This window comes from Leucobacter sp. GX0328, assembly GCF_053567315.1.
Genome location: NZ_JBSGPC010000001.1, coordinates 543906 through 568433, shown reverse-complemented (window position 1 = coordinate 568433; position 24528 = coordinate 543906). Strand labels below are relative to the sequence as shown.

The following is a 24528-nucleotide window of genomic DNA, read 5'->3' as shown; positions in this document are numbered from 1 at the left end:
GTGAAGCGCAGGCCCGGGTGCTGCCGCGGGCGGTGCAGCCGGCGCCGAAGCGGAGCACCCCGCCCGGCCCGGCGATTCGGAGCGCGCCGCGTCTAGTGCAGGGCGGAGAGCGCGGCGCCGACCGCGGCGGCGGGCGAGCCCTCGGGCAGCACCTTCACGCGCTCGTCGAGCCCGAGCCCGCTGATGAACGGAGACTCGTCGGCCCAACGCCGCAGGTGCCCGCGGATGCCGCCGATGAGCGGCCCGCCGAGCAGCCGCAGCCCGCCGCCGATCACCACGGAATCCGGGTCGAAGGTGAGCGCCAGCAGACGCACGGCGCTCGCCGCACCCTCGACGAGATACCCGAACTCGCGCTGCGCCGTCTCATCGCCCCGCCCGATCGCCGCGAGCAGCGCCGGGCCCGGGTCGTCGCCGCCGACCGGCCAGAACCGCTTCAGCGCCGCCCCGCTCGTCTGCGTCTCGAGGCACCCCGTCTGCCCGCACGGGCACGGCCGGTCGAGCCGCGAGATCGGCAGATGCCCGATCTCGCCCGATACCCCGTGCGCCCCGCGCACCGGAGCGCCCGCGACCACCGCCCCCGAAGCGAGGCCCGTGCCGAGATTCAGATACGCCACATCGCCCGGCAGCCCCATCAGGTGCACCGCACCGATCGTGGCCGCCGTGACATCGTTGTCGATCTGCGTGTCGATGCCGGTGCGCTCGGCGAGCAGCGGGCCGATCGCGAGCCGTTCGATGCCCATGTTGTAGGCGTTGCGGATCTCGCCCGACGCACGATCGAGCTGGCCCGGCAGGCCGATGCCGATCGCCGCGTAGTCGTCGCGGCCCGTCCGCTCGCGCAGCTCGCGCACCGCGCGCTCCGCCGTGCCGAGCACCGCCTCGGGCCCCGGCACCGTCGCGAGGCGCACCGTGGCCTCGATGCGCGAATCGCGGTCGAGCGCGACCGCCTCGGTCTTCGTGCCGCCGATATCGATGCCGATGAGGGGGCGCGGGCTCATGACCGGGCTCCTTCGTCGGCGCGCGCCGCCGTCTCGAACAGCTCGATGAGCGCCGTGCCGACGAGCCGGGTCGACCCGTAGCTCGCGAGATCGGCGTAGCCGCTGCGCGCATCGGGCCACCCCGTCTCGACGCAGAGCACGGGCACCCCGAGCTCGCGCAGCTCGTCGATGCGCGCCCGCGCGAACTCGTGCCGGTGCAGATCGCGACCGATCGCGATCGCCCCGCCGCGGCGCAGTTCGTCGATCGGCCAGATCGGTGCGCTCGCCGCATCGACGATGAGCTGCGACCGGCGTGCGAACGCCGCGACGTCGGCCTCGCTGCCGGGCAGCGGCGCGGCGGCCGCCGCGAACGGCCCCCACGGCGCGCACCCGACCGCCATGTTGGCGTCGGTGTCGAAGCGCAGCACCCAGGCTTCCGGGTGGCTCGCGACCCACGCCCGCGCCTCCCCGGCGCCCGCGAAGCTCTCGGCGACGCGCGCGATCTCGGCGGCGGAGGGCAGGCCGCTCGGTGCTGCGTTGATCGACGCGGCGCTGCTCGGCACCGCGCGGCTCAGCGCCCGCACCCGCTCGGCGGCCTCGTGCACCCGCGCGCGGTCGAGGCGCCCGTCGTGCACTGCGGACGCAACATGCGCCTCGAGCTCGGCGACCGATTCACCGGTCGCGCCGACGCCGAGGCAGAGCAGGTCGCAGCCGGCCGCGAGGGCGCGCACCGCGGCCTCGGGGATGCCGATCTCGCCGCTCGCGCCGGCCATGTCGAGGGCATCCGACACGATGACGCCGGTGAAACCGAGCTGCTCGCGCAGGAGCCCCTGCAGAATCGGGCGGCTGAGCGTCGCGGGTGCGATCGGGTCGAGCTGCGGCAGCAGGATGTGCGACGTCATGATCGTCTGGGCGCCCGCCCCGATGGCGGCCCGGAACGGCGGCAGGTCGCGCGCCTTGAGCGTCTCGATCGGCGCATCGACGACGGGCAGCGCGAGATGCGAATCCTGCGCCGTGTCGCCGTGCCCCGGGAAGTGCTTCGGGCACGCCACGGCGCCCGTCGATTGCAGGCCCGCGATCCATGCCGCCGTGTGCCGCGCCGCCGTCTCGGCGTCGGCCGCGAAGCTGCGCGTGCCGATCACGGGGTTCTCGGGGTTGCTGTTCACATCGGCGTCGGGCGCGAGCGCCAGGTTGAACCCGGCCGCGAGAATATCGGCGCCGACGCGACGCCCGATCTCGGCCGTGTAGTCGAGGTCGTCGATGCGCCCGAGCACCGCGGCGCCCGGGTAGCGCGATCCCTCGAGATAATCGAGCCGTGTGACCTCGCCGCCCTCCTCATCGATCGCGAGCAGCGACTGCGGCGCCGCGTCGCGCAGCTGCCGGCCGAGGGCCTCGAGCTGGGCGCGATCCCTGATATTGGTGCCGTACACGCAGGCCGAGAGCAGCCCGTCGCCGAGCAGCCCGAGCAGCCAGGCCGGGGCCGTGAAGCCTTCGAAGCCCGGCATGAGCGTCGCGCGGATGTCGGCGGTGAGCGCCGCGTCGGCGGCATCCGCACAGCCGATCCCTGCCGCGCTCATCCCTTCACCGCCCCGCTCACGAGACCGCTCGTCATGCGGCCCTGCACGATCATGAAGAAGATGATGACCGGCACGGCGACGAGCGTCGACGCCGCCATGACCTCGCCCCAGTCGATCGCGCGCGACGCCGACTGCTGGATGAAGCCGCGCAGCCACAGCGGCAGCGTCTGCACCGCGGAATCCTGCAGAATCACGAGGGCGACGGTGAACTCGTTCCACGCCTGGAGGAAGGCGAAGACCCCGCTCGCGATGAGCCCCGGGGCCAGCAGCGGGAAGGTGATGCGCATGAACGCCTGCGTGCGGCTCAGCCCGTCGACCATCGCGGCCTCCTCGAGCTCGGCCGGCACGCCCGCGACGAAGCCGCGCAGCATCCAGATCGTGAACGGCACGACCGCGGCGATGTAGATGATGCTCACGCCGAGGATCGAGTTCAAGAGGCCGATCGACCCCATCAGCTTGTACTGGGCGATGAACATGCCCTCGGCGGGCAGCATCTGGATGAACAGCACCGCGAGTACGAAGCTGCGGCGGCCCGTGAAGCGGAAGCGGCTGATGGCGAGCGCCGCGAGGAACGCGAACAGCAGGCAGCAGGTCACCGCGATGCCCGCGACGGCGAGGCTCACGCCGAGCGCGGGGAGGAAGGTGCCGCTCTCGAAGATCGCGGCGAAGTTCTTGAACGAGCCGCCGATGGGCAGGAGCGTCGGCGTCGACTTCTCGAGCACCACGTTCGGCAGCAGCGACGAGTTCAGCATCCAGTAGACGGGGAACACCCAGATCAGGGCGACGACGACGCCGATGATGCCGAACACGAATCGGGAGACGCGCTTGGGGGTGGCGCGCCCGCGACGGGCGACCACCTCGAGCGGGGCGGTGTATGGGGCCGGCCTGGTCATGATTCCTCATCCTCTTTCAGCAGGTTGCGCACGTACGCCCAGCTCAGCGCGATGGTGAGCAGCAGCACGAAGATCGACATGGCGCTCGCCATGGCGAAGTCGCTCGAGCCGACGCCGAGCTGATAGATGTACGTGCCGAGCACGTCGGTCTGGCTGGCGATCGATCCGCGATCCTGCAGCAGCTTCACCTGGGTGAACACCCGCAGGTTCCAGATGATCTGCAGCAGCATCACGATGCCGAGCACCGGCTTGATGAGCGGCAGCGTGATGCCGCGCAGCCGCTGCCAGCCCGTGGCTCCGTCGACCTGGGCGGCCTCGAGCACCTCGCCCGGCACCTGCGTCAGCGCCGCGTAGATCGAGAACGCCACGAAGGGCACGCTCATCCACACCACGATGATGAGGGCGACGCCGAAGAAGCTCAGCGGATCCTGCAGCCAGTTGTGGCCCTGCACCGGCAGCCCGAGATTCACGAGCACCCAGTTCACGAGGCCGCGGCGCCAGTCGAAGATCCAGTTCCAGATCGTCATCGCGGCGACCACCGGGGTCGCCCAGGCGAGCAGCAGCGCGATCTGCATGATGATGCGCACCGTCTTCGACACCGCCTGCATGAGCAGCGCGAGGCCGACGCCGATGACCATCGTGACGCCCGCGGTGATGAGGCAGAAGAGCACCGACCTGAGCACGACGAGCCACGTCTGCGGCTGCGAGAACAGCTCGATGTAGTTCGCGAACCACACCCACTCGGGCGGCTGGCCGAACTGCTGCGAGAGGCCGAAGTGCTGCATCGAGGTGATGAGCTGCCACACGATCGGGTAGCCGAGCGCGAGCAGCACGATCAGCGTCGCGGGCAGCAGCAGGGCGTAGGGCGTGATGCGGAATCTGCGTCGCCTCGGGGCGACGGGTTCGGCTTGCGCGGTGCGGGTGCTCATCGCCGGCCTTTCGAGATCTGGGGTGGTGGGTGAAGCGGAGAGGGATCGGGCCCCGACCCCGCACGCACTGCGGCGGTCGGGGCCCAAACGCCGCCTACTTCTGGTTGAGGATGGGGTCGAGCTTGGCGTTCGTATCCTTCGCCAGCTGCTCGAGGTCATCCGCGTCGCGGATCTGCGAGAAGAACTCCTCCATGATGTTCTTCGCCTCGACCGCGGCCCAGCCGGGTGCGGCCGGGGTCAGCTTCGAGTTCGACGCCGACTCGATGAGCGCCTGCGCGAACTGGTCGTCGCCGAGCGACGACGCGTACTTCTGGTTCGCGGGGCCGAGGCCGTTCTCGCCGAGCATCGTCTGGTACTCCTCCGAGTAGATGATGCGCAGCAGATCCTTCGCGAGCTCGGGGTGCTCGGACTTCGCCGAGATGCCGAGGTTCGAACCGCCCGCGAAGACCGGGGCCGGCTTGCCGTCGTTGCCCGGCAGCGCGAAGGTGCCGAACACATCGTCGTTCCACTCGCGCGCGGGCTCGCCGTCCTCGCCCTCGACGAGGTCGCCGATCGACCAGTGGGCCCAGCCCGGCGCCATGATGGTCGCCGCAGCCAGCGAGATGTCTTCGGTGACGGCGCCCTCTTCGTCCTTGACCTGATCGGAGTCGTTCAGGAACTGGTACTGGTTCGCATCCTTCGCATCGTTCGGCGCGTTGGAGGCGGTGCGGTAGATCTGCTGCAGCTGCTCGAGGCCCTTCAGCGCCTCGGGCGAATCGAGGGTCGCGACCCACTCGCCATCCTGCAGCTCGGCGATCTCGCCGCCGTTCGCGAAGATCCACGAGATGCCGTCGCGCCAATCCTGGCCGCCCAGGTAGAAGCCCGAGAAGTTCGCGATGCCCTTCGGGTTCGCCTCGGTGATCGCGGTGACGGCGGTGTTGAACTCGTCGAGCGTCGTCGGCTGGGCCACGCCCGCCGCGTCCCACACGTCCTTGCGGATGAACATGTACCGCGAGCCGAAGTAGTAGGGGAGGGCGTACTGCTTGCCGTCGACCTCGCCGACCTCGACGAACGAGGGCAGCAGATCGTCGCCGCCGAGCTCGTCGTACATGTCGCTGACGTCGAGGAAGGCGCCGACGTTGGTGAAGGTCGGCGACTGGGTGTTGCCGATCTCGGTCACGTCGGGGGTGTTCTTCGGGTCGGGCAGCGCGGTCGTGAGCTTGGTGACGAGGTCGCCCCAGCCCTGCTCCTCGATCTTGAGCGTCGCGCCCGTCTGCTCCTGGAACTCGGTCTTCAGGTAGTCGCGCAGCTCATCGGGGGTGTCGCTGCCGGCGAGCCACAGCGTGATCGAGTCGCCGCCGGCATCGCCGCCCTGCGATCCTCCGGCGCTGCAACCGGTCAGCAGCAGAGCAGATGCCATTGCCGCTGCGGCGAGGCCCTGGAACTTTCTCTTCATGGTGGGTTTCCTTTCGATGTGCGTTCCGGCGTCTGCCGGGCGGCGCTGGGGTGGAAGACGGAGTCTGCGGATCCGCCCGCCGATGGGACCGGGAGTCTTAGGCGACTCCCAGCTGTTCTTGGAGCACGATCGCGAGCGCGCCGCGCAGTACGAGCGAGTCGTAGGGGCTCGTGCGCAGCACGAGGTCGTCGTGCGTGTCGGGCATGGTGCGGCGGCCGAGGATGCCGAGCGTCGCCTCGGCGAGCGGCCCCTCGACGAGCTCGGGCGGGCCGGCGAGCACGATCTCGGCGAGGTTGAGCACGCCGACGACGGGGGTGAGGGCGACGCCGAGGCGGCTGCCCGCCTCGCGCAGCACCCGGTCGCGCGCCTCGGCGGCGTCGGGGCCCGCCTGCGCGGTGGCGGCTGCGAGCGCGGCGTTCAGCTGCGGGGCCGAGAGCCAGTGCTCGAGCACCTGCTCGCGCGAGTAGGTGGCGTCGATGCCGAGGTCGGTGCCGACCATGACCTGGCCGATCTCGCCCGCGGCGAAGCGGTGGCCGGCGACGAGGCCGCCCGCGATGATGAGGCCCGAGCCGACGCCGTGGCCGATGGTGATGAGGATGAAGTCGTCGCTCGACTCGCCCGAGGCGTACTCGGCGAGGGCCGAGATGTTCGCGTCGTTGCCGACCGAGGTGGGCAGCCCGGTCAGGTCTTCGACGATGCTGCCGAGGGGCAGGTTCTGCCAACCGAGGTTCGGGGCGACGCGCACGACGCCCTCGTCGTCGACGAGGCCGGGGGTGCCGATGCCGATGCCGAGCAGCGGCAGCTCGGAGAGCCCCTGCAGCGAGCGCGCGAGGGTAGTGGCGAGCTCGAGCGCGGCGTCGCCGACGGCCTCGTTCAGCGGCGCCTCGCGACGCACCAGCACCTCGCCGTCGAGGCGCAGCACGGCGCCGCGGAAGACGCGGTGGTCGCTGAGGTCGAGGCAGACGACGGCGTAGGCCTCGCGGGCGAGGTCGACGAGGATGGCGGGCTTGCCGGGGCGCTGGGTCTCTTGCTGGCCGAGCTCGCGGGCGAGGCCGGCGTCGATGAGCTCGGCGACGAGGCCCGAGATGGTGACCTTCGTGAGGCCGGTGCTGCGCGCGATGTCGGCGCGGCTCAGCGGGCCGGTGCGGAAGAGGGTCTGCAGCACGAGCGTGCGGTTGTGCAGCTTCGAGTCGCCGAGCGTTGCGCGCAGGCCGACGCGCAGGGGGCTCGTGCGCCGGGTCTTCGGCTTGCGAGCGGCTGCACCGGATGCGCCCTGAGGACGCGGCTTTGCGACGTTCATGAAAGTTAGTAAAACTTACGAACTAAATATTCGCAACCCGATTGCATGATTCTCCGGCGTTGTGATGCAATCGTGACACGGCGTGTTACGCTAACCGGCGCAGCGCGGCACCGCCTCGCGGCGGCCGGGGGAGCACCGTGCCGCGCGCCTGCCGACCCGCCCGCGACCACCCGCGACTTTGGAGATAAACTAGGCGTTCCTATGAGAGTTGTGATCACCGATACCTCAGCCCACGTCGCGCAGTTCGCTGCCGGCATCATCGCCGACGAGATCGCGCAGCGCCGTGCGGAGGGCCGTGCCGCAGTGCTCGGTGTCGCCACCGGGTCGTCGCCCCTCGGCACCTATGCGGAGCTCGCCGCGCTCGTCGAATCGGGCGAGCTCGACACGACCGGCGTTTCGGCCTTCGCGCTCGACGAGTACGTCGGCATCGCCCTCGACCACCCCGAGAGCTACCACACGGTCATCGACACGACCGTCACGAAGCCCCTCGCCCTCGACCCCGCCCGCGTGCACGTGCCCGACGGGCTCGCCGCCGACCTGGCCGCAGCATGCGAGGCGTACGACCGAACCATCGTCGACGCCGGTGGCATCGACCTGCAGCTGCTCGGCATCGGTGCGAACGGTCACATCGGCTTCAACGAGCCGACCTCGTCGCTCTCGTCGCGCACCCGCATCAAGACGCTCGACCCGCGCACCCGCGAGGCCAACGCGCGCTTCTTCGCCTCGGCCGACGAGGTGCCCGTGCACTGCGTCACGCAGGGACTCGGCACCATCCTCGACTCGCGTAAGGCGCTGCTCGTCGCCCAGGGCGCGGGCAAGGCCGACGCCGTCGCGCACATGATCGAGGGCCCCCTCGCCGCGATCTGCCCCGCCAGCGCGCTGCAGCTGCACCGCGACGCCATCGTCGTGCTCGACCGCGCGGCGGCCTCGAAGCTCGAGCTCGCCGACTACTACGAGTACATCGAAGCGAATCAGCCGACGCAGGCGGGCTGACCCGTGCTCGTCACCGCGGCCCGCGTCGTGACCTCCGCCCGGGTGCTCTCGCCCGGGTGGATCGAGATCGCGGGCGACCGCATCGTCGCCGTCGGCGAGGGCGAACCCGCCCAGGTGCCGGCGGGCGCCGGCCTCAGGCGCGACCTCGGCGATGTCGTGCTCGTGCCCGGGTTCGTCGACATCCACGTGCACGGCGGCGGGGGCGGCGGGTACACCGACGGGCTCCGCGCCTCGGCGCTCACCGCGCGCGCCGCCCACCTCGCGCACGGCACGACGACATCGATGGCGAGCCTCGTCACCGCCTCGCCCGAGGGCCTCCTTCGGGGCGTGGGCATGCTCGCCGAGCTCGCCCCCGAGCACATCCGCGGCATCCACCTCGAAGGGCCGTGGCTGAGCCCCGCCCGCGCCGGCGCCCACGACACGACCCAGCTGCGCGCGCCCGAGGCCGACGAGATCGACCGCGTGATCGAGGCCGCCGGGGGAGCGCTCGCCATGGTCACCCTCGCCCCCGAGCTCCCCGGCGCGCTCGACGCCGTGCGCCGCTTCGTCGCGGCCGGGGTGCGCGTCGCCGTCGGCCACACCGACGCCGACTACGACACGACCCGTCGCGCGATCGACGCCGGCGCGACCGTCGCCACCCACCTCTGCAACGCCATGCGTCCGCTGCACCACCGCGAGCCCGGGCCGTCGCTCGCGCTGCTCGAAGACCCCCGGGTCTTCCTCGAAGTCATCGCCGACGGCACCCACCTGCACCCGGCGCTCACGACCGGCATCGAGGCCGCTGCCGGCCCCGAGCGCACGCTCTACGTCACCGACGCCATGGACGCCGCAGCGTGCGCCGACGGCGAGTACCGGCTCGGCGCGCTCGACGTGACCGTCGCGAACGGCGTCGCCCGCCTCACGGGCAAGGATACGATCGCCGGCAGTACCGCGACGATGGACGCGCTCTTCCGCGGCCGCGCGCTGCGGGGGGCAGAGGGACCGGGCGCCGCGCTCGACCCCGCCGCGCTCGTCGCCGCCGCACGCCTGACCGCGACGGCGCCCGCACGCGCCATGGGCTGGGACGGGGTCGGCGACCTCGCGTCCGGCCTCATCGCCGACGCGGTCGTGCTCGGCGGCGCGCCCGGTCGTGCCGCCGGTGAGCTCGCGGTGCTCGACGTGCTGCACCGCGGCCGCTGGCTGTCGGAGTCGCAGGCGGAGGGGTAAGTCGAGGGGGAGGCCAGGCCGCTGCGCCCGCGCCTCGGCGCCAGAGGCACCAGAGGCACCAGAGGCGCCAGAGGCGCCAAAGGTGCCCTTGCGCTCGAGCGGTGCCCGTATGAGCCGTGTCCAAGGGCACCGCTCGTGCACAAGGGCACCGCTCACGCAGGAGGACGCCGCGGGCACCGTTGCCCAGGCCCCGCTGGCAGGCGCGGGGGCGGGCCCCGACCGCTACGCCCGCGCGGTGCTCGCGCGGAACCGGAAGCGGTCGCCCCGGAACGCCGAGCGCGTGTACTCGACCGGCCGGCCGTCGCCAGCGCGCGCCGTGCGGTGCACCACGAGCAGCGGCTGACCGATCTCGATGCCGAGCAGGGCGGCCTCGCTCGGGTTCGCGAGCTCGGTGCCGATCTCGTCGTCGACCGAGGCGAGCGAGATGCCGTACGCCTCGCGCAGCGTGCGGTAGAGCGAGCCGCGCTCGGTGAGTTCGGCGGTGATGCCGCGGTACGTGCCGGGCAGGTGCGCAGTCTCGCGAGCGAGCGGGGCGCCGTCGCGTCGTCGCACCCGGTCGACCCGGGTGACGGCGTCGCCGACCTCGACGCCGAGCGCCTCGGCGACCTCGGCCGTGGCGGGCTCCTCGCCGATGTCGAGCACGTCGCTGTCGAGGCGCGATCCGTCGAGATCTTCGCTGAACGAGGTGAGCTGGCGCACCGTGATGATGGGAGGGGCGGCGACGAAGGTGCCCCGGCCCTGCGTGCGCTCGATGCGGCCCTCCATGACGAGCTCGGTGAGCGCCTGGCGTATCGTCGTGCGCGAGGTGCCGAAGCGCTCGGCGAGCTCGCGCTCGGTCGGCAGCGGGTCGCCGACGTGCGCGTGCTCGATGAGCTCGAGAATGCGGAGCTTCTGCGTGTAGTACTTCGGTGTGCTGGCCATGGAGTCCCCCTTCGGTTGCAATCTCGCACTTCCTGTTCCCCGAGAACTGCCGACGGGTGGATACTGCGGGGGAGGTCGGTAGGCAAACTGCTTGACATGAAGATTGGTCTATGCCTATCTTAGGCACATCGAATTGGTCTAGTCCTATAGGGGTCGGGCCCGGCTCAGAAGATCTGCACATGACGAAAGGTGCCAGCGTGGGCATTCTGCACGACCTCAAGAACTCGTCGCGGGGAGCGATCCTCGTGGCCATCGCCGCTGCGGCGGTCGGCATCATCTACGGGTACGACTCGTCGAACATCGGCGGTGCGCTCGACTTCATCTCGGCCGATTTCGGCATCACCTCCGAGGCGGAGAAGGGCCTCCTCACCTCGTACGTGATCTTCGGCGAGATCCTCGGCGCGATCATCGGCGGAACGCTGGCGAACCACTACGGCCGCAAGCGCATGATGGTGCTCGTCGCCGGCACCTTCACCCTCTTCTCGCTCTTCTCGGGCCTGGCGTGGGATGTGCCGTCGCTCGCCGTGGCCCGCGTGCTGCTCGGCCTCTCGATCGGCATCTCCATCGTCGTCGTGCCGATGTACGTCGCCGAATCGTCGCCGACCAGGATCCGCGGCGCGCTGCTCGTGATGTACCAGGTCGCGACCGTGTTCGGCATCATCCTCGGGTACCTGCTCGCCTGGGCGCTCGCCCCGAGCGGCAACTGGCGCGTCATGCTCGGTGCCGCCGCAGTGCCCGGCATCATCATCACCCTCATGCTGCTGCGCTCGCCCGATACGCCGCGCTGGTACATGATGCAGGGCCGCCGCGACGATGCCGTGCGCGTGCTCGGCCAGATCGACCCCGAGGCCGACGCCCATACCGAGCTCGCCGCCCTCGAGGCCGAGCTCGCCGACGGCCGCGGGCGCCCCTCGGCCCTGCAGGGCCTCAAGGAGATGGCGCGCATGCCGTACCTGCGCGCCACCTTCTTCGTCGTGCTGCTCGGCTTCTTCGTGCAGATCACCGGCATCAACGCGATCGTCTACTACAGCCCGCAGATCATCAAGGCGATGGGCTTCTCGCCCGACGACCACATGGCCATCTTCGGTCTGCCCGCCCTCGTGCAGTTCATCGGCCTCATCGCCGTGTTCGTGTCGATGAGCCTCGTCGACCGTATGGGTCGCCGCCCGGTGCTGCTCATCGGCATCGGCATCATGGTCACCGCGGGCGCCGTCATGGTCATCACCTTCCTCTTCGGCGCGAGCGGGCAGGATCCCACCGACGTGCGCCTCGACGGAGGCTTCGTCGCCCTCGGCTTCCTCGGCCTCGTGCTCTTCAACGTCGGCTTCACCTTCGGCTTCGGCGCCCTCGTATGGGTCTACGCCGGCGAGACCTTCCCGTCGCACCTGCGCGGCCTCGGCTCGAGCACCATGCTCACGAGCGACCTCGTCGCGAACTTCATCGTCGGCGTGGCGTTCCTGCCGCTGCTCAAGGCGACCGGCGGCGCGGGCGTCTTCGCCATCCTCGGCGGCTTCGCCATCCTCGCCTTCCTCTTCGTGCTGAAGTTCGCGCCCGAGACCAAGGGCCGCCCGCTCGACGACATCTCGATGTACTGGGAGAACGGCGGCAAGTGGCCGGCCGAGCCCGCGGGCACCGGTGCGGGGGCGCAGTCGTGACATCGCCGCGCCTCGTGCTCGGCCTCGACGTCGGGGGTTCGAAGACCCACGCGGTGCTCTCGGACGGCGAGCACACCGTCGCCGAGGTGCTCGCGGGCAGCGCGAACCCGGCCTCGGTCGGACTCGAGGAGGCGGCGAAGCAGCTGCGCAGCGTCTTCGCGCAGATCGGCCAGACGCCCATCGCGGCGATCGTGGCGGGCGTCGCGGGCGCCGATTCGCCTCCCGCGGCCCAGCGCTTCCGCGAACTCGTGGCGATCAACCGCCCGGGCGTGCCCGTCGAGGTCGTGCACGACTCCGAGCTGCTGCTCGCGACCGCGGGGCTCGAGTCGGGCGTCGCCGTCATCTCGGGCACCGGGTCGGCGGCCTGGGCGCGCGACGAGCGCGGTGGCAACGCCCGCGCGGGCGGCTGGGGCTATCTGCTCGGCGACGAGGGCAGCGGGTACTGGGTGACCCGCATGGCCATGCGCCACGCGCTCGAACGCATCGACCTCGGCAAGCCCGCCGACCACCTCTCGCAGCAGCTCGCCGCCGACTGCGGCCTGCAGGGCCCCGAAGGCCTCCTCGACCACTTCACGCTGAACCCCGAGCGCCGCTTCTGGGCCGCGCGCGCCCGCGTCGTGTTCGAGCTCGCCCACGACGGCGACCCGGCGGCGCTGGCGATCGTGTCGGGCGCCGCCGACCATCTCGTGTTCTTCATCACGAGCGCCGGCGGCCGCCTCGGCATCACCGGCCCGGTCGTGCTCGCGGGCGGCCAGCTCGTGCACCAGCCGCAGCTGCAGCGGGCGGTGCGCGAGCGGCTCGAGGCGCGGGGCTTCAGCGACATCCGCGTGCTCGACCGCGACCCCGTGCACGGCGCCGTCGCCCTCGCGCTGAAGCTCGCGGCGTAGCGGGCACGGCGTAGCGGGCACGCGGGCACGGCGCCGCGGGCCGTGCGCTCAGCCCGCGAGCAGCTCCCGTACCCGGGGCATCACCTCGGTCGCGTAGAGCTCGATGCTCTGCATGAGCTGCGCGTGCGGCATCGCGCCGTTCGCGTACTTGAGGTCGAAGCGGTCGGCGCCGAGCGTGCGCACGGTGCGCGCGATCTTCTGCGCGACCGTCTCGGGCGAGCCGACGTAGAGCGAGCCGGAGTCGGCCTCGCGGTCGAATTCGTGGCGCGAGGTCGCGGGCCAGCCGCGCTCGGCGCCGATGCGATTGCGGTTCTCGGCGAAGTGCGGCCACAGCTGCTCGCGGGCCTCGTCGTCGGTCGCGGCGAGGTGGCCGGGGGAGTGCACGCCGAGCGGCATCGGCGCGACGCCGAGCTTCTGCTGCGACTCGCGGTACAGCTGCGCGAACGGCGCGAAGCGTGCGGGGTCGCCGCCGATGATCGCGAGCATCATCGGAATGCCCGTGCGCACGGAGCGCAGCACCGACTGCGGGCTGCCGCCGACGCCGACCCATGCGCTGACGCCATTCGGCTGCTCGGTCTTCGGGTACACGTGCTGGCCGGTGAGCGGGGTGCGGTGCGTGCCCGACCAGGTCACCGCGCCCTCCTTCTTGAGCTCGGCGAACAGCGCGAGCTTCTCCGAGAAGAGTTCTTCGTAGTCGTTCAGGTCGTATCCGAAGAGCGGAAACGATTCGGTGAACGAGCCACGGCCGAGGATGACCTCGGCGCGGCCGTTCGAGACGGCGTCGAGGGTGGCGAAGCGCTCGTAGACGCGCACGGGGTCGTCGCTCGAGAGCACGGTGACGCCGGTGCCGAGCAGGATGCGCTCGGTGCGGCCGGCGATCGCCGCGAGCGCGATCTCGGGCGAGCTGAGCGCGAAGTCGTCGCGGTGGTGCTCGCCGAGCGTGATGGCGTCGACGCCGAGCCGGTCGGCGAGGGCGGCCTGCTCGACGACGTCGCGCAGGGTCTGGGCGTGGCTGATGCGTTCGCCCGATGCCGTGCTGCCGACGTCGCCGAAGGTGTCGAGGCCGAGGAGGAGCTGATCGGGCGCGGCGCCGGCGATCGCCTGGGGAATGTTCATGCCCCGTGCAACCGCGGGGACGCCGGGCGTATTCCGGGGAGCGCCGAGCGCCCGCAGGGGTCAGTGAGTGCGGGTCGAGACGATGTAGCCGATCACGGCGCCCGCGGCGCCGAAGAGCGCGGGCCAGACCCAGAGCAGACCGAAGTCGAGCAGGGCGGCGACCGCGGCTGCGAGCAGCAGCAGTTCGATGAGCGCCTGGCCGAAGCGGTCGGTGGGCAGCACCGGTCGGGGCGAGAGGAAGAGCGCCCACACGACGACCGAGAGCACGAGGAACCCGAGTCCGGTCAGCACGCCCGGGAAGGGGAACGACCAGGCGAGTGCGCCCCAGGCGGTCACGCTGGCGACGGCGACGAGGTGGAACAGGCCGCGCACGGTCTGCAGAACGACGGTCGAACGCGCGGCGGGGGCGGTCTCAGCGGAGGTAGTCACCCCGGCATTCTACCCGGGGTGCGGGCGCCGAGCCTCCGTCGGGCCTCAGGGAAGGTGGTTCAGCGTCCCACTCCAGAAGTGGTCCATTGGTTTCGGGCGAGTTAACCTGAAGCTCTAGACCAGTACGCGGTGCTGGGACGGGTCTCGAACCGAGACCGCACAGGGAGGCGGGGCGCGCATGGCGACGGGAACAGCGGAGCGATCGGGGGCGATCGCGCGCGCCCGCGTGCTCGATGCGCAGGGCGGCTTCGGGGCCCCGCAGCGGCTGAGCTGGGCCGACGGCCTGTTCGAGGCCGGCACGGGCGCTGATTCCGATCGCCAGGGATCGCCCCTCTGGGTCACCCCCGGTTTCGTCGACGCGCACGCGCACCTCGCCTGGCACGCGTTCGACGAGTCCGACCGCGCGCGGCTCGGCGAGGCCGAGACCCGCGACGAGACCGCAGCGGCGCTCGCCCGCAACCTCGCCGCGGGCTTCACCTCGGTGCGCGACGCCGGCGGCCTCGTGCCCGGCGACGTGCGCGGCACCGATTGCGGCACGCTGCCGCGCGTGCAGTGCTCCGTGCGCATGCTGGGCCGCGCCGAGGCCGACGCCGCGGGCGGGCTCGACCGCGCCGTCGAGCAGGTGCTCGCCGAAGGCGCGCAGTGGGTGAAGCTCGTCGCCACCGCCTCGGTCGCCTCGCCCGCCGGCGCCGGCCTCGAACCGGTCTTCGCGCCCGACGAGGTGCGGGGCGCCGTGCGCCTGGCCACGGCCTCGGGCGCCGGGGTCATGGTGCACGCCTGGGGCGGCGCCGCGATCGACGACGCCATCGAGGCGGGCGCCGCGAGCATCGAGCACGGCATCTTCCTCACCGATGCGCAGGCCCGGCGCGCGGCCGACCGCGGCCTCGTGCTCGTGCCGACGCTGCGCATCTACCGGCAGGTGCAGCAGATGATTCGACAGGGATCGCTGCCCGAGGCCTTCCGCCGCCGCGTCGACGAGGCCGTCGCCCAGCACCCCCGCGCCGTGCTGCGCGCCCGCGATGCCGGGCTCGCGCTCGCCGTCGGCACCGACTCCGGAACCCCCGAGCAGCACGGCTCGGGCGCGCACGAGATCGCAGCGCTGATCGGCGCGGGCCTCACCCCCGCCGAGGCGCTCCTCGCTGCGACCCGGGGCGGCGCCGAGCTGCTCGCCCGCGTCGAACACGGGGGCTCGGAAGCGGGCTCGGCGATCCCTGGAGCCGCCGCCCCGCCCGTCGGAGCCCCCGGAACCATCGCCCCGGGCGCCGTCGCCGATGCCGTCGTCTTCGACCGCGACCCCCGCGAACCGGGCGTGCTCACCGACCCCGACCGCATCGTCGCCGTCGTGCTCGGCGGCCGCACCATCGCCTTCGACCAGACCGACCCCACCCGAAAGGATCAGCGATGATCACCCGACCCACCACCCGGCGCTTCGCGTTCGCGGCCGCCGCGCTCTCGGCAGCGCTCGTGCTCAGCGCATGCTCGGGCGGCACCGCCGCAGAGCCCGCCCCGACCGGCGACCCCGTCAGCGGCGGCACCCTCGTCTTCGGGCGCACCGCCGCGGTGAACGACCTCGACCTCAACCAGCAGATCACCGCGAACAACGCCTTCGCGATCGACAAGATCTTCGAACCGCTCGTCGCGTTCGACGAGAACGGCGAGATCGGCCCCTGGCTCGCCGACGTCACCGAGAAAGAGGCGGGCACCGCATACGTGTTCACGCTGCGCGACGGCCTGAAATTCTCGAACGGCGCCGATGTCACCCCCGCCGACGTCGTCTTCTCGCTGAACCGCCACCTCGAGGTCGGCGGCCCGCTCGCCTTCTCGGCCCCTATCGCCTCGGTCGCCCAGACCGGCGAGCGCGAGGTCACCATCGTGCTCGACTCGCCCTACACGCCGTTCCTGTCGGAGCTGTCGAGCTTCTCGAACGGCATCTTCCCCGCCGACTTCGGCGGCGCGAGCGAAGAGGAGTTCTTCCAGAACCCCGTCGGCACCGGCCCCTTCGTCGTGTCGGAGTGGGACAAGACGGGCGACCTGACCTTCGTGAAGAACGGGCACTACTGGCAGGAGGGCAAGCCCTACATCGACGAGCTCGTCTACAAGTTCGTCGCCGACGACACCCAGCTGCGCCAGCAGCTCGGCGCCGGCCAGCTCGACGCCATCGACACCGTGCCCGCCGCGAACGCCGCCGAGGTCGACTCCGACGACGCCACCGTGCTCTCGCAGACCCCCGGTTGGTCGACCGACCAGATCTTCTTCAACACCCAGCGCCCCGAGTTCGCCGACGAGCACGTGCGCCGCGCCATCGCGCACGCCGTCGACCGCGAGGGCATCACCGCCGCGACGTCGTTCGGCACCGCCGAGGTCGCGAACGCGCTCATCCCATCGAACGTCGAGTACTCCGCCGATGACGAGGGCTACGCCCTCGACTACCACATCGACTCGGCCAAGAAGGAGCTCGCGCAGTCGGGCTACGCCGACGGCTTCGACGTGACCCTCATGATTCCGAGCGGCAATTCGCAGCGCGCCCAGATCGCGGAGATCGTGCAGGAGTCGCTGTCGCAGATCGGCATCACCGTGCAGATCGAAGAGCTCGACATCGCGGCCTTCCGCGAACGCTTCAAAGCCTACGACTACGACTTCATGGTCAACAACGGCCAGCTCGATGCGCCCGACCCCAACGGCTTCATCACCTTCCAGGCCGACCCCGAGGGCTTCAGCAAGTCGTACTGGACGCACTACACGAACGACCGCGTGACCGAGCTCATGCACGAGGGCCAGACGACGCCCGAGGGCGACGACCGCCAGGCCATCTACTTCGAGATCCAGAAGATCCTCGCCGAGCAGGTGCCCTACATCCCCCTCCAGTTCCCAGCGAACCTGAAGGCCACCACGGCCGAAGTGCAGGGCTTCACGGTACTGCCGAACGGTTCGGTACGATTCCAGGATGCGTGGCTGGCCTCGAAGTAGCGCCCTGAGCACCGTGCTGCGGGCACTGCGTGCGACCGGGCTGCTGCTCGCGCGCGTAGTGCCCGTCATGGTCGGGGTCGTCGTCGCCGTCTTCTTCCTGCTGCGGCTCGTGCCCGGCGACCCGGCGGTCATGATCCTCGGCGAACGCGCCGACCCCGCCTCGATCGCGAAACTGCGGGGCGAGCTCGGCCTCGACGACCCGCTCTGGCAGCAGTTCGCCGCCTTCGCGACGCGCATCGTCACGCACTTCGACACCGGCGACTCGCTCGTCACGGGCGACTCGACCCGCGACATGATCTTCGCGAAGGCGCCCATCAGCCTCGGCATCGTCGTCTTCGCCGTGCTGCTCGCCGTCGCCATCGCGCTGCCGCTCGCGCTCGCCGCCGCCCGCGGCAAAGACGGCTGGGTCGACCACGTCGTGCGCGTGCTGCCCACCATCGGCATGGGGATGCCCCTCTTCTGGATCGGCCTGCTGCTCATCATCGTGTTCGCGGTGCAGCTCGGCTGGTTCCCCGTCGGCGATATCGGCACCGGCCCCGGCGAACCCGTGTACAGTCTCTTCCTGCCCGCCCTCTCGGTCGCGCTCGGCATGTCGCCGCCGCTCATCCGCTCGCTGCGCACCCAGCTCATCGAGGCGCTCGGCGCCGACTTCGTGACTACGCTGCGCGCCGCCCGCATCCCCGAGCGCCGCATCGTGCTCGGCCACGTGCTGCGCGGCGCCGCCCTGCCCACCCTCACCCTGCTCAGCGTCAACACCGCCTACCTCATCGGCGGCACCCTCGTGGTCGAGAAGGTGTTCGCCATCAACGGCATCGGCACACTGCTGTTCACCTCGATCTCGAACCGCGACTTCCCGGTCGTGCAGGGCATCGCGCTCACCTGCGCGGTCGCCGTCGTGCTCGTGACGACGCTCGCCGGCGTGCTGTCGGCGCTGCTCGACCCCCGACTGCGGGTGGCCCGGTGATGCGCCGCATCCCGCGCCGCCGCATCCTGCCCGGTCGCGTCTCGCCCACGCTCATCGCGGGGGCCGTGCTCACCGCGCTCATCCTGCTCGCGGCCGTCTGCGCGCCCCTCATCGCGCCCGCCGGGCCCACGGCGCAGTCGCTCGTCGACGGGCTCCAGCCGCCGTCGTTCGCGCACCTCTTCGGCACCGACCAGCTCGGTCGCGACATCTTCTCGCGTGTGCTCTACGCCGCCCGCACCGACCTGCGCATCGCGTGGGTCTCTGCCGTGACCCCCTTCGTCGTCGGCGTGACCGTCGGTCTCGTCTCCGGCTACTTCGGCACCCGCCTGCGCGGCGCGGTCGGCTGGGGCTTCGCGCGCATCACCGACACCTGCATCGCCTTCCCGTTCTACGTGCTGATCATCGCGATCGTGTTCGCGGTCGGCGCCGGCGAGACCGGTATCGTGTTCGCCTTCGCCCTCATCGGCTGGGTCGGCTACGCCCGCGTGCTCGGCGCCATGACCGCCGCGCTGCGCGACGCCGAATGGGTGCGGGCCGCGCGCGGCAGCGGGCTTTCGCATGCGCGGGTGCTCGTGCGGCACGTGCTGCCGAACATCCTGCCGCAGGCGATCGTGCTGCTCGCGACCGAGATCGTGCTCATCATGGTCGCGATCGTCACCCTGGGCTACCTCGGCCTCGGCGTGCCCCGCCCCACTCCCGACTGGGGCACCATGATCGCCGACGGCCAGCTCTTCATCGAGACGCACTGGTGGATCTCGGCGATGCCCGGCCTCGCCGTCGTCATCACCGGTATCGCGTTCTCGATGCTCGGCGACGGGGTCGGCGACGCGCTGCGCATCGGGGGCGGCTCGCGGGGCGATGCCGGTCGCGAGCACGGGCGGTCTCGGCTCGGGCTCCGGGCCAGGGATCGCGCCGCAGCGCCCGCCGCGGCGACGAGCGCTTCCGAGTCGGCGGGCACCGCCGAGCTCGAGCCGGGCGAGGTGCGCGTGGCCGGGCTGCGCATCGATGCTGCTGCCGCCCCTGCGGGGGAGCCCGCGCCACCGCTCGTCGCGGGCATCGATCTCGCGGCGCGGCCGGGGGAGGCCCTCGGCATCGTCGGCGAATCGGGCTCGGGCAAGAGCCTCACGCTGCGGGCGCTGCTCGGCATGATGCCGAACGGCACCCGCATCGCCGGCGGCGCGGCCCGTGCCGGAGGCCGCGTCGGTATGGTCTTCCAGGACCCCCTCACCGCTCTCGACCCGCTGACCCGCGTCGGCAGCCAAGTGCGCGAGGCGCTGCGCGCCGGCGGGCGGGTCGGGCAGAGCGGATCGCGCGGGCACGCCGAAGTATTGGCGCTGCTGCACGATGTCGGCCTCGGGGCGGCCGGTAGCGGGGCGGCCGACGCCGGGTCGGCCGACTCCGGGGAGGCCGAGCGCATCGCCCGCGCGTACCCGCACCAGCTCTCGGGCGGTCAGCGGCAGCGCATCGTGATCGCGATGGCGCTCGCCGGCGACCCCGACGTGCTGCTGTGCGATGAGCCGACCACAGCGCTCGACGTGACGGTGCAGCGCCAGGTGCTCGCGCTGCTCGCCCGGCTGCGGCGCGAGCGCGGCCTCACGCTCGTGTTCGTGTCGCACGACATCGCGGTCGTCGCCGAGGTGTGCGAGCGCATCGCCGTGATGCGCGGCGGCCGCATCGTCGAGACCGGCACGGCCGCCCAGATCGTGCAGCGCCCCGCCGAGGCGTACACGCAGGGCCTGCTCGCGGCGCTGCCGACGCTGCCGGCGATCCCTGCCGCTGCCGGTCATGAGACCGAGGCGCCGGTGGCGATCGCCTCGCCGCCGGCCTCCTCGCCGCCCGAACCACCGGTGCTCGCAGTCGCCGCGCTCGAGGTGCGCTACGGGCGATCGGTCGCCGCCACCGGCGTCTCGTTCGCGCTCGCCCGCGGCGCGGCGCTCGGCATCGTGGGCGAGTCGGGCTCGGGCAAGACGACCATCGCGCGCGCCGTCGTGGGCCAGCTGCGCCCCGCCGCAGGCCTCATCGCCCTCGACGGCGCCGAACTGCCCCACCGCCGGGGCGCCGCGCTCAGACGCGCCGTGCAGCTCGTGCCGCAAGACCCGTACTCCTCGCTCGACCCGCGCATGACCATCGGGCGCAGCATCGCCGAAGCGATCGAGCGCGACCCCGCCCGACGCGCCGGGCGCCGCCGGCCGGGCGCCGCCGAGACCCGCGCCCGCGTCGCCGAACTGCTCGCGCTCGTGCGCCTCGACCCCGAACACGCCGCCCGGTACCCGCACGAGCTCTCGGGCGGCCAGCGCCAGCGCGTTGCGATCGCCCGCGCGCTCGCCGCATCGCCGCGCGTGCTCGTCGCCGACGAACCCACCAGTGCCCTCGACGTGTCGGTGCAGGCCGAGGTCGTCGACCTACTGCAGTCCCTGCGCCGCGACCTCGGCCTCGCGCTCGTGTTCGTGTCGCACGACCTCGCCCTCGTGCACGAGCTCTGCGACCGCGTGCTCGTCATGCGCGGCGGCTCGCCCGTCGAGCTCGGCGGGCCCGAGCTCTTCGCCAGCCCGCGCGAGCCCTACACGCGCGAGCTGCTCGCCGCCGTGCCGAGGCTCGCGCCGCCGACGGCATAGCCCCTGCACAGCCGGCGCCCTCGTGCGGGGCGGGGAACGGGGTTACTAGACTGGAGTCCACGCGGGTTCGACAACGGATGCGGCCCCGGCGACCCGAGGAGGCCCGGCATGCACGACATGGCGAACTGGATCGAGCGCCTGCTCGACGGCTCGCTCGTCGCGGGCGGCATCTTCCTCATCATCGGCGTCGCCGGCGCGGTGCTGCTGCTCATCTCGCTGCTGCTCGACGGCATCTTCGACGCCCTCGACTTCGGCGACGGCCCGCTCAGTCTCACCACCATCGCCGCATTCACCGCCATCTTCGGCTTCGCCGCCTTCGCCTGCGTCGGCGCGGGCCTGAGCACCCCCGTCGCCTCGGTGCTCGGCGCCGTCGCCGGCCTGCTCGGCGGGGCCGGCGCGTGGTGGCTGTCCCGGCTGATCCGCGGCGCCGAATCGAACAGCGCAGTGAGCGGCGACGACCTCATCGGCTCGACCGGCTCGGTCGTGCTCGCCATCCCCGAGACCGGCCTCGGCGAGGTCGCGGTCGTGCGCAACGGCGAGCGCATCTCGCTCGCGGCATACGCCGACGGTCCGATCGCTCGCGGAACTGCCGTGCGCGTCGTGCAGACCGTCACCTCGACCTCAGTGCGGGTCGAACCGCTCGACTCCTGAACCCCTCCCACCGACCCCACCCCTCGAACGGAGCATCCATGTTTCTCGTAACGCCGGCCCTCGTCGGCACCTTCGGCGCCGTCATCGCGCTCGTGCTGATCGCGCTCGTGATCATCAAGCGCTACCGCATCGCGAAGCCCGACGAGGCCATCATCGTGACGGGCGGCAAAGGCAAGGAAGTGCGGTCGGCCGACGGCAAGGTCTCGCGCGATCTCTCAGGCCAGAAGGTCGTCACCGGCGGTGGCGTGTTCGTCGTGCCGTTCGTGCAGAAGTCGTTCACGATCTCGCTGCGCTCGCGCCGCCTCGCCATCACGACCGAGGCGCAGACGACCGACGGCATCACCATCCAGGCGCAGGCCGTCGCGGTCGTGAAGGTCGGCGGTACGCAGGAGATGATCCGCGCGGCCGCTCAGCGCTTCCTCTCGAACTCCGACGAGATCGACGAGTCGACGCAGGAGGTGCTGTCGGGTTCGCTGCGTTCGATCATCGGCGGCCTGACGGTGCTGCAGATCATCCGCGACCGCGCCGTCGTCGCCCAGAGCGTGCTCGAGGCCGCCGAAGAAGCGCTCACGAAGCAGGGCCTCGTCGTCGATACGCTGCAGATCCAGGAGATCCGCGACGGCGCCGACTACATCGCCAACATCGGCCGCCCGGAGGCCGCGAAGGTGCGCCAGGCCGCCGACATCGCCGAGACCGAGGCCTACCAGGCATCGCAGGAGGCGAAGATCGCCGCCGAGCAGGTGCTCGTCGACCGCAACCGCGAGCTGAAGCTGCGCCAGGCCGCCGTGCAGGTCGAGACCGACAAGGCGACGGCGCAGGCGTCGGCCGCCGAGCCGCTCGAGCAGGCGATCCAGCAGCAGGCCATCGTCGAACAGCAGCAGATCACCGCGCAGAAGGAGGTCGCGCTGCGCACCGAGAAGCTGAACGCCGACGTGCGCGCCGTCGCCGAGGCCGAGGCCTACCGGGTCGAGGCGCTCGCGAAGGCCGACGCGGCCGCCGCGATCTCCGCCGCCGAGGGCCGCTCGCAGGCGATCGAGCGCGAGGGCGTTGCGAACCGCGCCGCGCGTATCGCGGCTTCCGAGGCGGTCGCCGCCGAGGGTCGCGCCGAGGGCGCCGCGATCGAGGCGAAGGGTACGGCAGAAGCGGCGGCGATCGATGCCCGCGCCCGCGCGCTCGAGACGCAGTCGCAGGCGGTGCTGGCGCAGGAGCTCATCCACCTGCTGCCCTCGATCGCGAACGAGTACGCGCAGGCGATCGGCGCGATCGACAACATGACGGTCGTCTCGGCAGACGGCACCTCGAAGGTCGCCGGCGACGCGATGGGCAACATCAAGGGACTGCTCGAGATGGCGAAGGATACGGTCGGCATCGACCTCGTCGGCATGCTCAACGGCGCAGTCACCGGCGGTGCGGCGGGGGCGGCCGCGGGCCGCGCTTCGCAGCGCGCGGCCTCCACGACGGCGCAGGCGCGCTCGGTCGTCGCGGCAGAGGCGTCCGAGACGCCCGGCGCCGACGAAGCCGACGAGGCCGTACCCGCCGTCCTTGCCGCACCCGCAGACGAGTCGCAGCCGGGCGCGGCAGAATAGGGGTCATGCCGCACCGCTCAGACTTCGACGCCCTGCTCGGGAGCGCGGCGACCACCGCGCTCCCCGGCACGGTGACCGGCGCGCTTCCGGGTTCGGCGACGGGGGCGACGCCGCGGCACCCGGGGGCGGCGCCCTTCGAACCGCTGGAGCCCGAATCGGTCGTGCTGCGCATGCGCCGCCACGGCCGCGTGCTCGTGCTGCCCGTGGTCGCGCTCATCGCGATCGCGGGTGCCGCCGGCTACTGGGTCGGCTCGTTCGCCGAGGGGTGGAAGAACCTCGCGGCCGCCGGCGGTGCGGTCGCGCTCGCCCTCGTCCTCGGCATCGCGCCCGTGCTCGCCTGGTCGACGCGGCGCATCACGGTCACGAACCGCCGCGTCATCTTCCGCCACGGAGTCTTCGTGCGGCACCGCGCAGAGCTGCCGTTCTCGCGCGTGCGCGAGGTGCGCACCCGCCGGGGCCCCGTGCAGCGCGTGTTCGGCTCGGGCCACATCGATCTCTACGTCGGCTCCGAGCGCACCACGATGCACGACGTGCCGGGCGCGGCCCTCGTGAACGACGCGCTGCAAGAGCTCGTCGAGCGCGGCTACGAGCACTCGACCGGCATGTTCGTGAACGGTCAGGTCGTGCGGTCGATGAGCACGTCGATGAGCTGAGACGCCAGGTTCACGAGGCGCTCGATCTCGGACTCGTCGCGGTCGACCCAGGTGAACTGCGGGTCGCCGACCGGAACGAAGTTCTCGTGCCGCTCCCACACCATGAGCGTGCGCTCGGCCCCGAGCACGTACTGCTGCCACCAGACCTGCCGCAGGTAGTGGCGGGGGATGGTGCGCCACTCCTTGTTCGTCGTCTTGATCTCGGCGAGCTCGACGCGGCCGTCGCCGCGCAGCACCACCCCGTCGGGGGTCGCGAGATGCCGGCGGTCGAGCTCGGCGTGGAAGAGCGCCTGGCTCGGGGCGATGCCGTGCTCCTGCTGCACCCACGCCGCGATGACCGGTTCGCGGGCCTTGCCGTGCTCGGTGTAGGCGTTGCCCGTGAACCGGCTGCCGTACAGCTTCGCCTGCGCCGCGGCCTCGATCGAACGGGGGGTCGAGAGCTTGGCGACGTCGGTCGCGGTGATGCCGCGCGAACGGGCGGTGAACCATGCATTGCGATCGCTGCCGTCGGTCACCATTCGGCTCAGATGGGCGGGAACGGTCGTGTGCACCTCTCCAGTCTCGCACGCCGGCGCGGAGCGGCCGGTGCCGCAGACCACGTTTCGCGGTTTCGAGCCAATCTTTACCAGTACCGCGTTGTCTATGGACAGCGCAACAGCCGTAGGTTACGGTTCGCTCTCGTTTTTCTTACGCCTGTAAAACTGAGAGCTCGCACAGTAATGCCGGTTGCGGCACAGGAATTCCCGGAATCCGCACTGCATGCGCGAGTATGGTGAA

General features: G+C 71.7%; 21 protein-coding genes. 11 read left to right on the top strand and 10 right to left on the bottom strand.

Translation table 11 applies throughout. The features are described from left to right. Positions 1-92 precede the first annotated feature (92 nt). The 6 genes from ACUYTF_RS02550 to ACUYTF_RS02525 all read right to left on the bottom strand — a co-directional run bounded on the left by ACUYTF_RS02550 (position 93) and on the right by ACUYTF_RS02525 (position 7108). Positions 93-995: an ROK family protein gene (locus ACUYTF_RS02550; protein ID WP_449279297.1), complete on the bottom strand. Its 903-nt coding sequence runs from the start codon at positions 993-995 to the stop codon at positions 93-95. Beyond that, on the bottom strand, positions 992-2551 hold the full coding sequence (locus ACUYTF_RS02545; protein ID WP_434140937.1) for a glycoside hydrolase family 3 N-terminal domain-containing protein: 1560 nt from the start codon (positions 2549-2551) through the stop codon (positions 992-994). The genes ACUYTF_RS02550 and ACUYTF_RS02545 overlap by 4 nt, the downstream gene beginning before the upstream one ends. Next, entirely contained in the window at positions 2548-3444 is an 897-nt protein-coding gene (locus tag ACUYTF_RS02540) for an ABC transporter permease subunit (RefSeq protein ID WP_434140938.1), read from the bottom strand. The genes ACUYTF_RS02545 and ACUYTF_RS02540 overlap by 4 nt, the downstream gene beginning before the upstream one ends. Next, the gene (locus tag ACUYTF_RS02535; protein ID WP_434140939.1) at positions 3441-4373 is read right to left on the bottom strand and encodes an ABC transporter permease subunit; all 933 of its coding nucleotides are present in this window, start codon (positions 4371-4373) and stop codon (positions 3441-3443) included. The genes ACUYTF_RS02540 and ACUYTF_RS02535 overlap by 4 nt, the downstream gene beginning before the upstream one ends. A gap of 94 nt (positions 4374-4467) precedes the next feature. Next, positions 4468-5808, bottom strand: a complete 1341-nt coding sequence (locus ACUYTF_RS02530) for an extracellular solute-binding protein (protein WP_434140940.1) — start codon at positions 5806-5808, stop codon at positions 4468-4470. A 97-nt stretch (positions 5809-5905) separates the two neighbouring features. Continuing rightward, positions 5906-7108 carry an ROK family protein gene (locus ACUYTF_RS02525; RefSeq protein ID WP_434140941.1) on the bottom strand — a complete coding sequence of 401 codons (1203 nt, stop codon included), beginning with the start codon at positions 7106-7108 and terminating at the stop codon, positions 5906-5908. Positions 7109-7309: 201 nt separating this feature from the next. Here ACUYTF_RS02525 and nagB point away from each other — a divergent pair, with 201 nt between their 5' ends. Then, a complete protein-coding gene (gene nagB / locus ACUYTF_RS02520) occupies positions 7310-8101 on the top strand; it encodes a glucosamine-6-phosphate deaminase (protein ID WP_449279296.1) in 792 nt (263 codons plus the stop codon). A 3-nt stretch (positions 8102-8104) separates the two neighbouring features. Then, entirely contained in the window at positions 8105-9307 is a 1203-nt protein-coding gene (locus tag ACUYTF_RS02515; protein WP_449279295.1) for an N-acetylglucosamine-6-phosphate deacetylase, read from the top strand. 222 nt (positions 9308-9529) lie between these two features. Here ACUYTF_RS02515 and ACUYTF_RS02510 read toward each other — a convergent pair whose 3' ends face one another. Then, positions 9530-10228 (bottom strand): GntR family transcriptional regulator, encoded by a 699-nt coding sequence (locus ACUYTF_RS02510; protein ID WP_449279294.1) that lies wholly within the window; start codon positions 10226-10228, stop codon positions 9530-9532. Between the two features lie 179 nt (positions 10229-10407). Here ACUYTF_RS02510 and ACUYTF_RS02505 point away from each other — a divergent pair, with 179 nt between their 5' ends. Both ACUYTF_RS02505 and ACUYTF_RS02500 read left to right on the top strand, forming a co-directional pair. Then, positions 10408-11883 (top strand): sugar porter family MFS transporter, encoded by a 1476-nt coding sequence (locus ACUYTF_RS02505; protein WP_434140947.1) that lies wholly within the window; start codon positions 10408-10410, stop codon positions 11881-11883. Further along, on the top strand, positions 11880-12770 hold the full coding sequence (locus tag ACUYTF_RS02500) for an N-acetylglucosamine kinase (RefSeq protein ID WP_449279293.1): 891 nt from the start codon (positions 11880-11882) through the stop codon (positions 12768-12770). Before ACUYTF_RS02505 ends, ACUYTF_RS02500 begins: the two co-directional genes overlap by 4 nt. 48 nt (positions 12771-12818) lie before the next feature. Here ACUYTF_RS02500 and ACUYTF_RS02495 read toward each other — a convergent pair whose 3' ends face one another. Together ACUYTF_RS02495 and ACUYTF_RS02490 are read right to left on the bottom strand one after the other, a co-directional pair. Then, positions 12819-13886 (bottom strand): LLM class flavin-dependent oxidoreductase, encoded by a 1068-nt coding sequence (locus ACUYTF_RS02495; protein ID WP_449279292.1) that lies wholly within the window; start codon positions 13884-13886, stop codon positions 12819-12821. A gap of 60 nt (positions 13887-13946) precedes the next feature. Next, positions 13947-14315 (bottom strand): DUF2568 domain-containing protein, encoded by a 369-nt coding sequence (locus ACUYTF_RS02490; protein ID WP_449279291.1) that lies wholly within the window; start codon positions 14313-14315, stop codon positions 13947-13949. Between the two features lie 178 nt (positions 14316-14493). On the opposite strand from ACUYTF_RS02490, the gene ACUYTF_RS02485 reads away from it, so the two are divergent. The 7 genes from ACUYTF_RS02485 (at position 14494) to ACUYTF_RS02455 (ending at position 23751) form a co-directional block, all read left to right on the top strand. After that, on the top strand, positions 14494-15720 hold the full coding sequence (locus ACUYTF_RS02485) for an amidohydrolase family protein (protein WP_449279290.1): 1227 nt from the start codon (positions 14494-14496) through the stop codon (positions 15718-15720). Then, complete coding sequence (locus ACUYTF_RS02480; RefSeq protein ID WP_449279289.1) at positions 15717-17282, top strand: ABC transporter substrate-binding protein; 1566 nt, start codon at positions 15717-15719, stop codon at positions 17280-17282. Before ACUYTF_RS02485 ends, ACUYTF_RS02480 begins: the two co-directional genes overlap by 4 nt. Then, positions 17260-18246 (top strand): ABC transporter permease, encoded by a 987-nt coding sequence (locus tag ACUYTF_RS02475; RefSeq protein ID WP_449279288.1) that lies wholly within the window; start codon positions 17260-17262, stop codon positions 18244-18246. The genes ACUYTF_RS02480 and ACUYTF_RS02475 overlap by 23 nt, the downstream gene beginning before the upstream one ends. Beyond that, positions 18246-20861 carry an ATP-binding cassette domain-containing protein gene (locus ACUYTF_RS02470; protein ID WP_449279585.1) on the top strand — a complete coding sequence of 872 codons (2616 nt, stop codon included), beginning with the start codon at positions 18246-18248 and terminating at the stop codon, positions 20859-20861. Before ACUYTF_RS02475 ends, ACUYTF_RS02470 begins: the two co-directional genes overlap by 1 nt. Positions 20862-20969: 108 nt before the next feature. Then, entirely contained in the window at positions 20970-21512 is a 543-nt protein-coding gene (locus ACUYTF_RS02465) for a hypothetical protein (protein WP_434140959.1), read from the top strand. Between the two features lie 38 nt (positions 21513-21550). Beyond that, on the top strand, positions 21551-23098 hold the full coding sequence (locus ACUYTF_RS02460) for an SPFH domain-containing protein (protein ID WP_449279287.1): 1548 nt from the start codon (positions 21551-21553) through the stop codon (positions 23096-23098). Positions 23099-23103: 5 nt separating this feature from the next. After that, positions 23104-23751 (top strand): PH domain-containing protein, encoded by a 648-nt coding sequence (locus ACUYTF_RS02455; protein ID WP_449279286.1) that lies wholly within the window; start codon positions 23104-23106, stop codon positions 23749-23751. On the opposite strand, the gene ACUYTF_RS02450 is transcribed toward ACUYTF_RS02455, so the two are convergent. Continuing rightward, the gene (locus ACUYTF_RS02450) at positions 23715-24269 is read right to left on the bottom strand and encodes a YqaJ viral recombinase family protein (RefSeq protein ID WP_449279584.1); all 555 of its coding nucleotides are present in this window, start codon (positions 24267-24269) and stop codon (positions 23715-23717) included. The two genes, ACUYTF_RS02455 and ACUYTF_RS02450, sit on opposite strands and share 37 nt — an antisense overlap. Between the last annotated feature and the right edge of the window lie 259 nt (positions 24270-24528).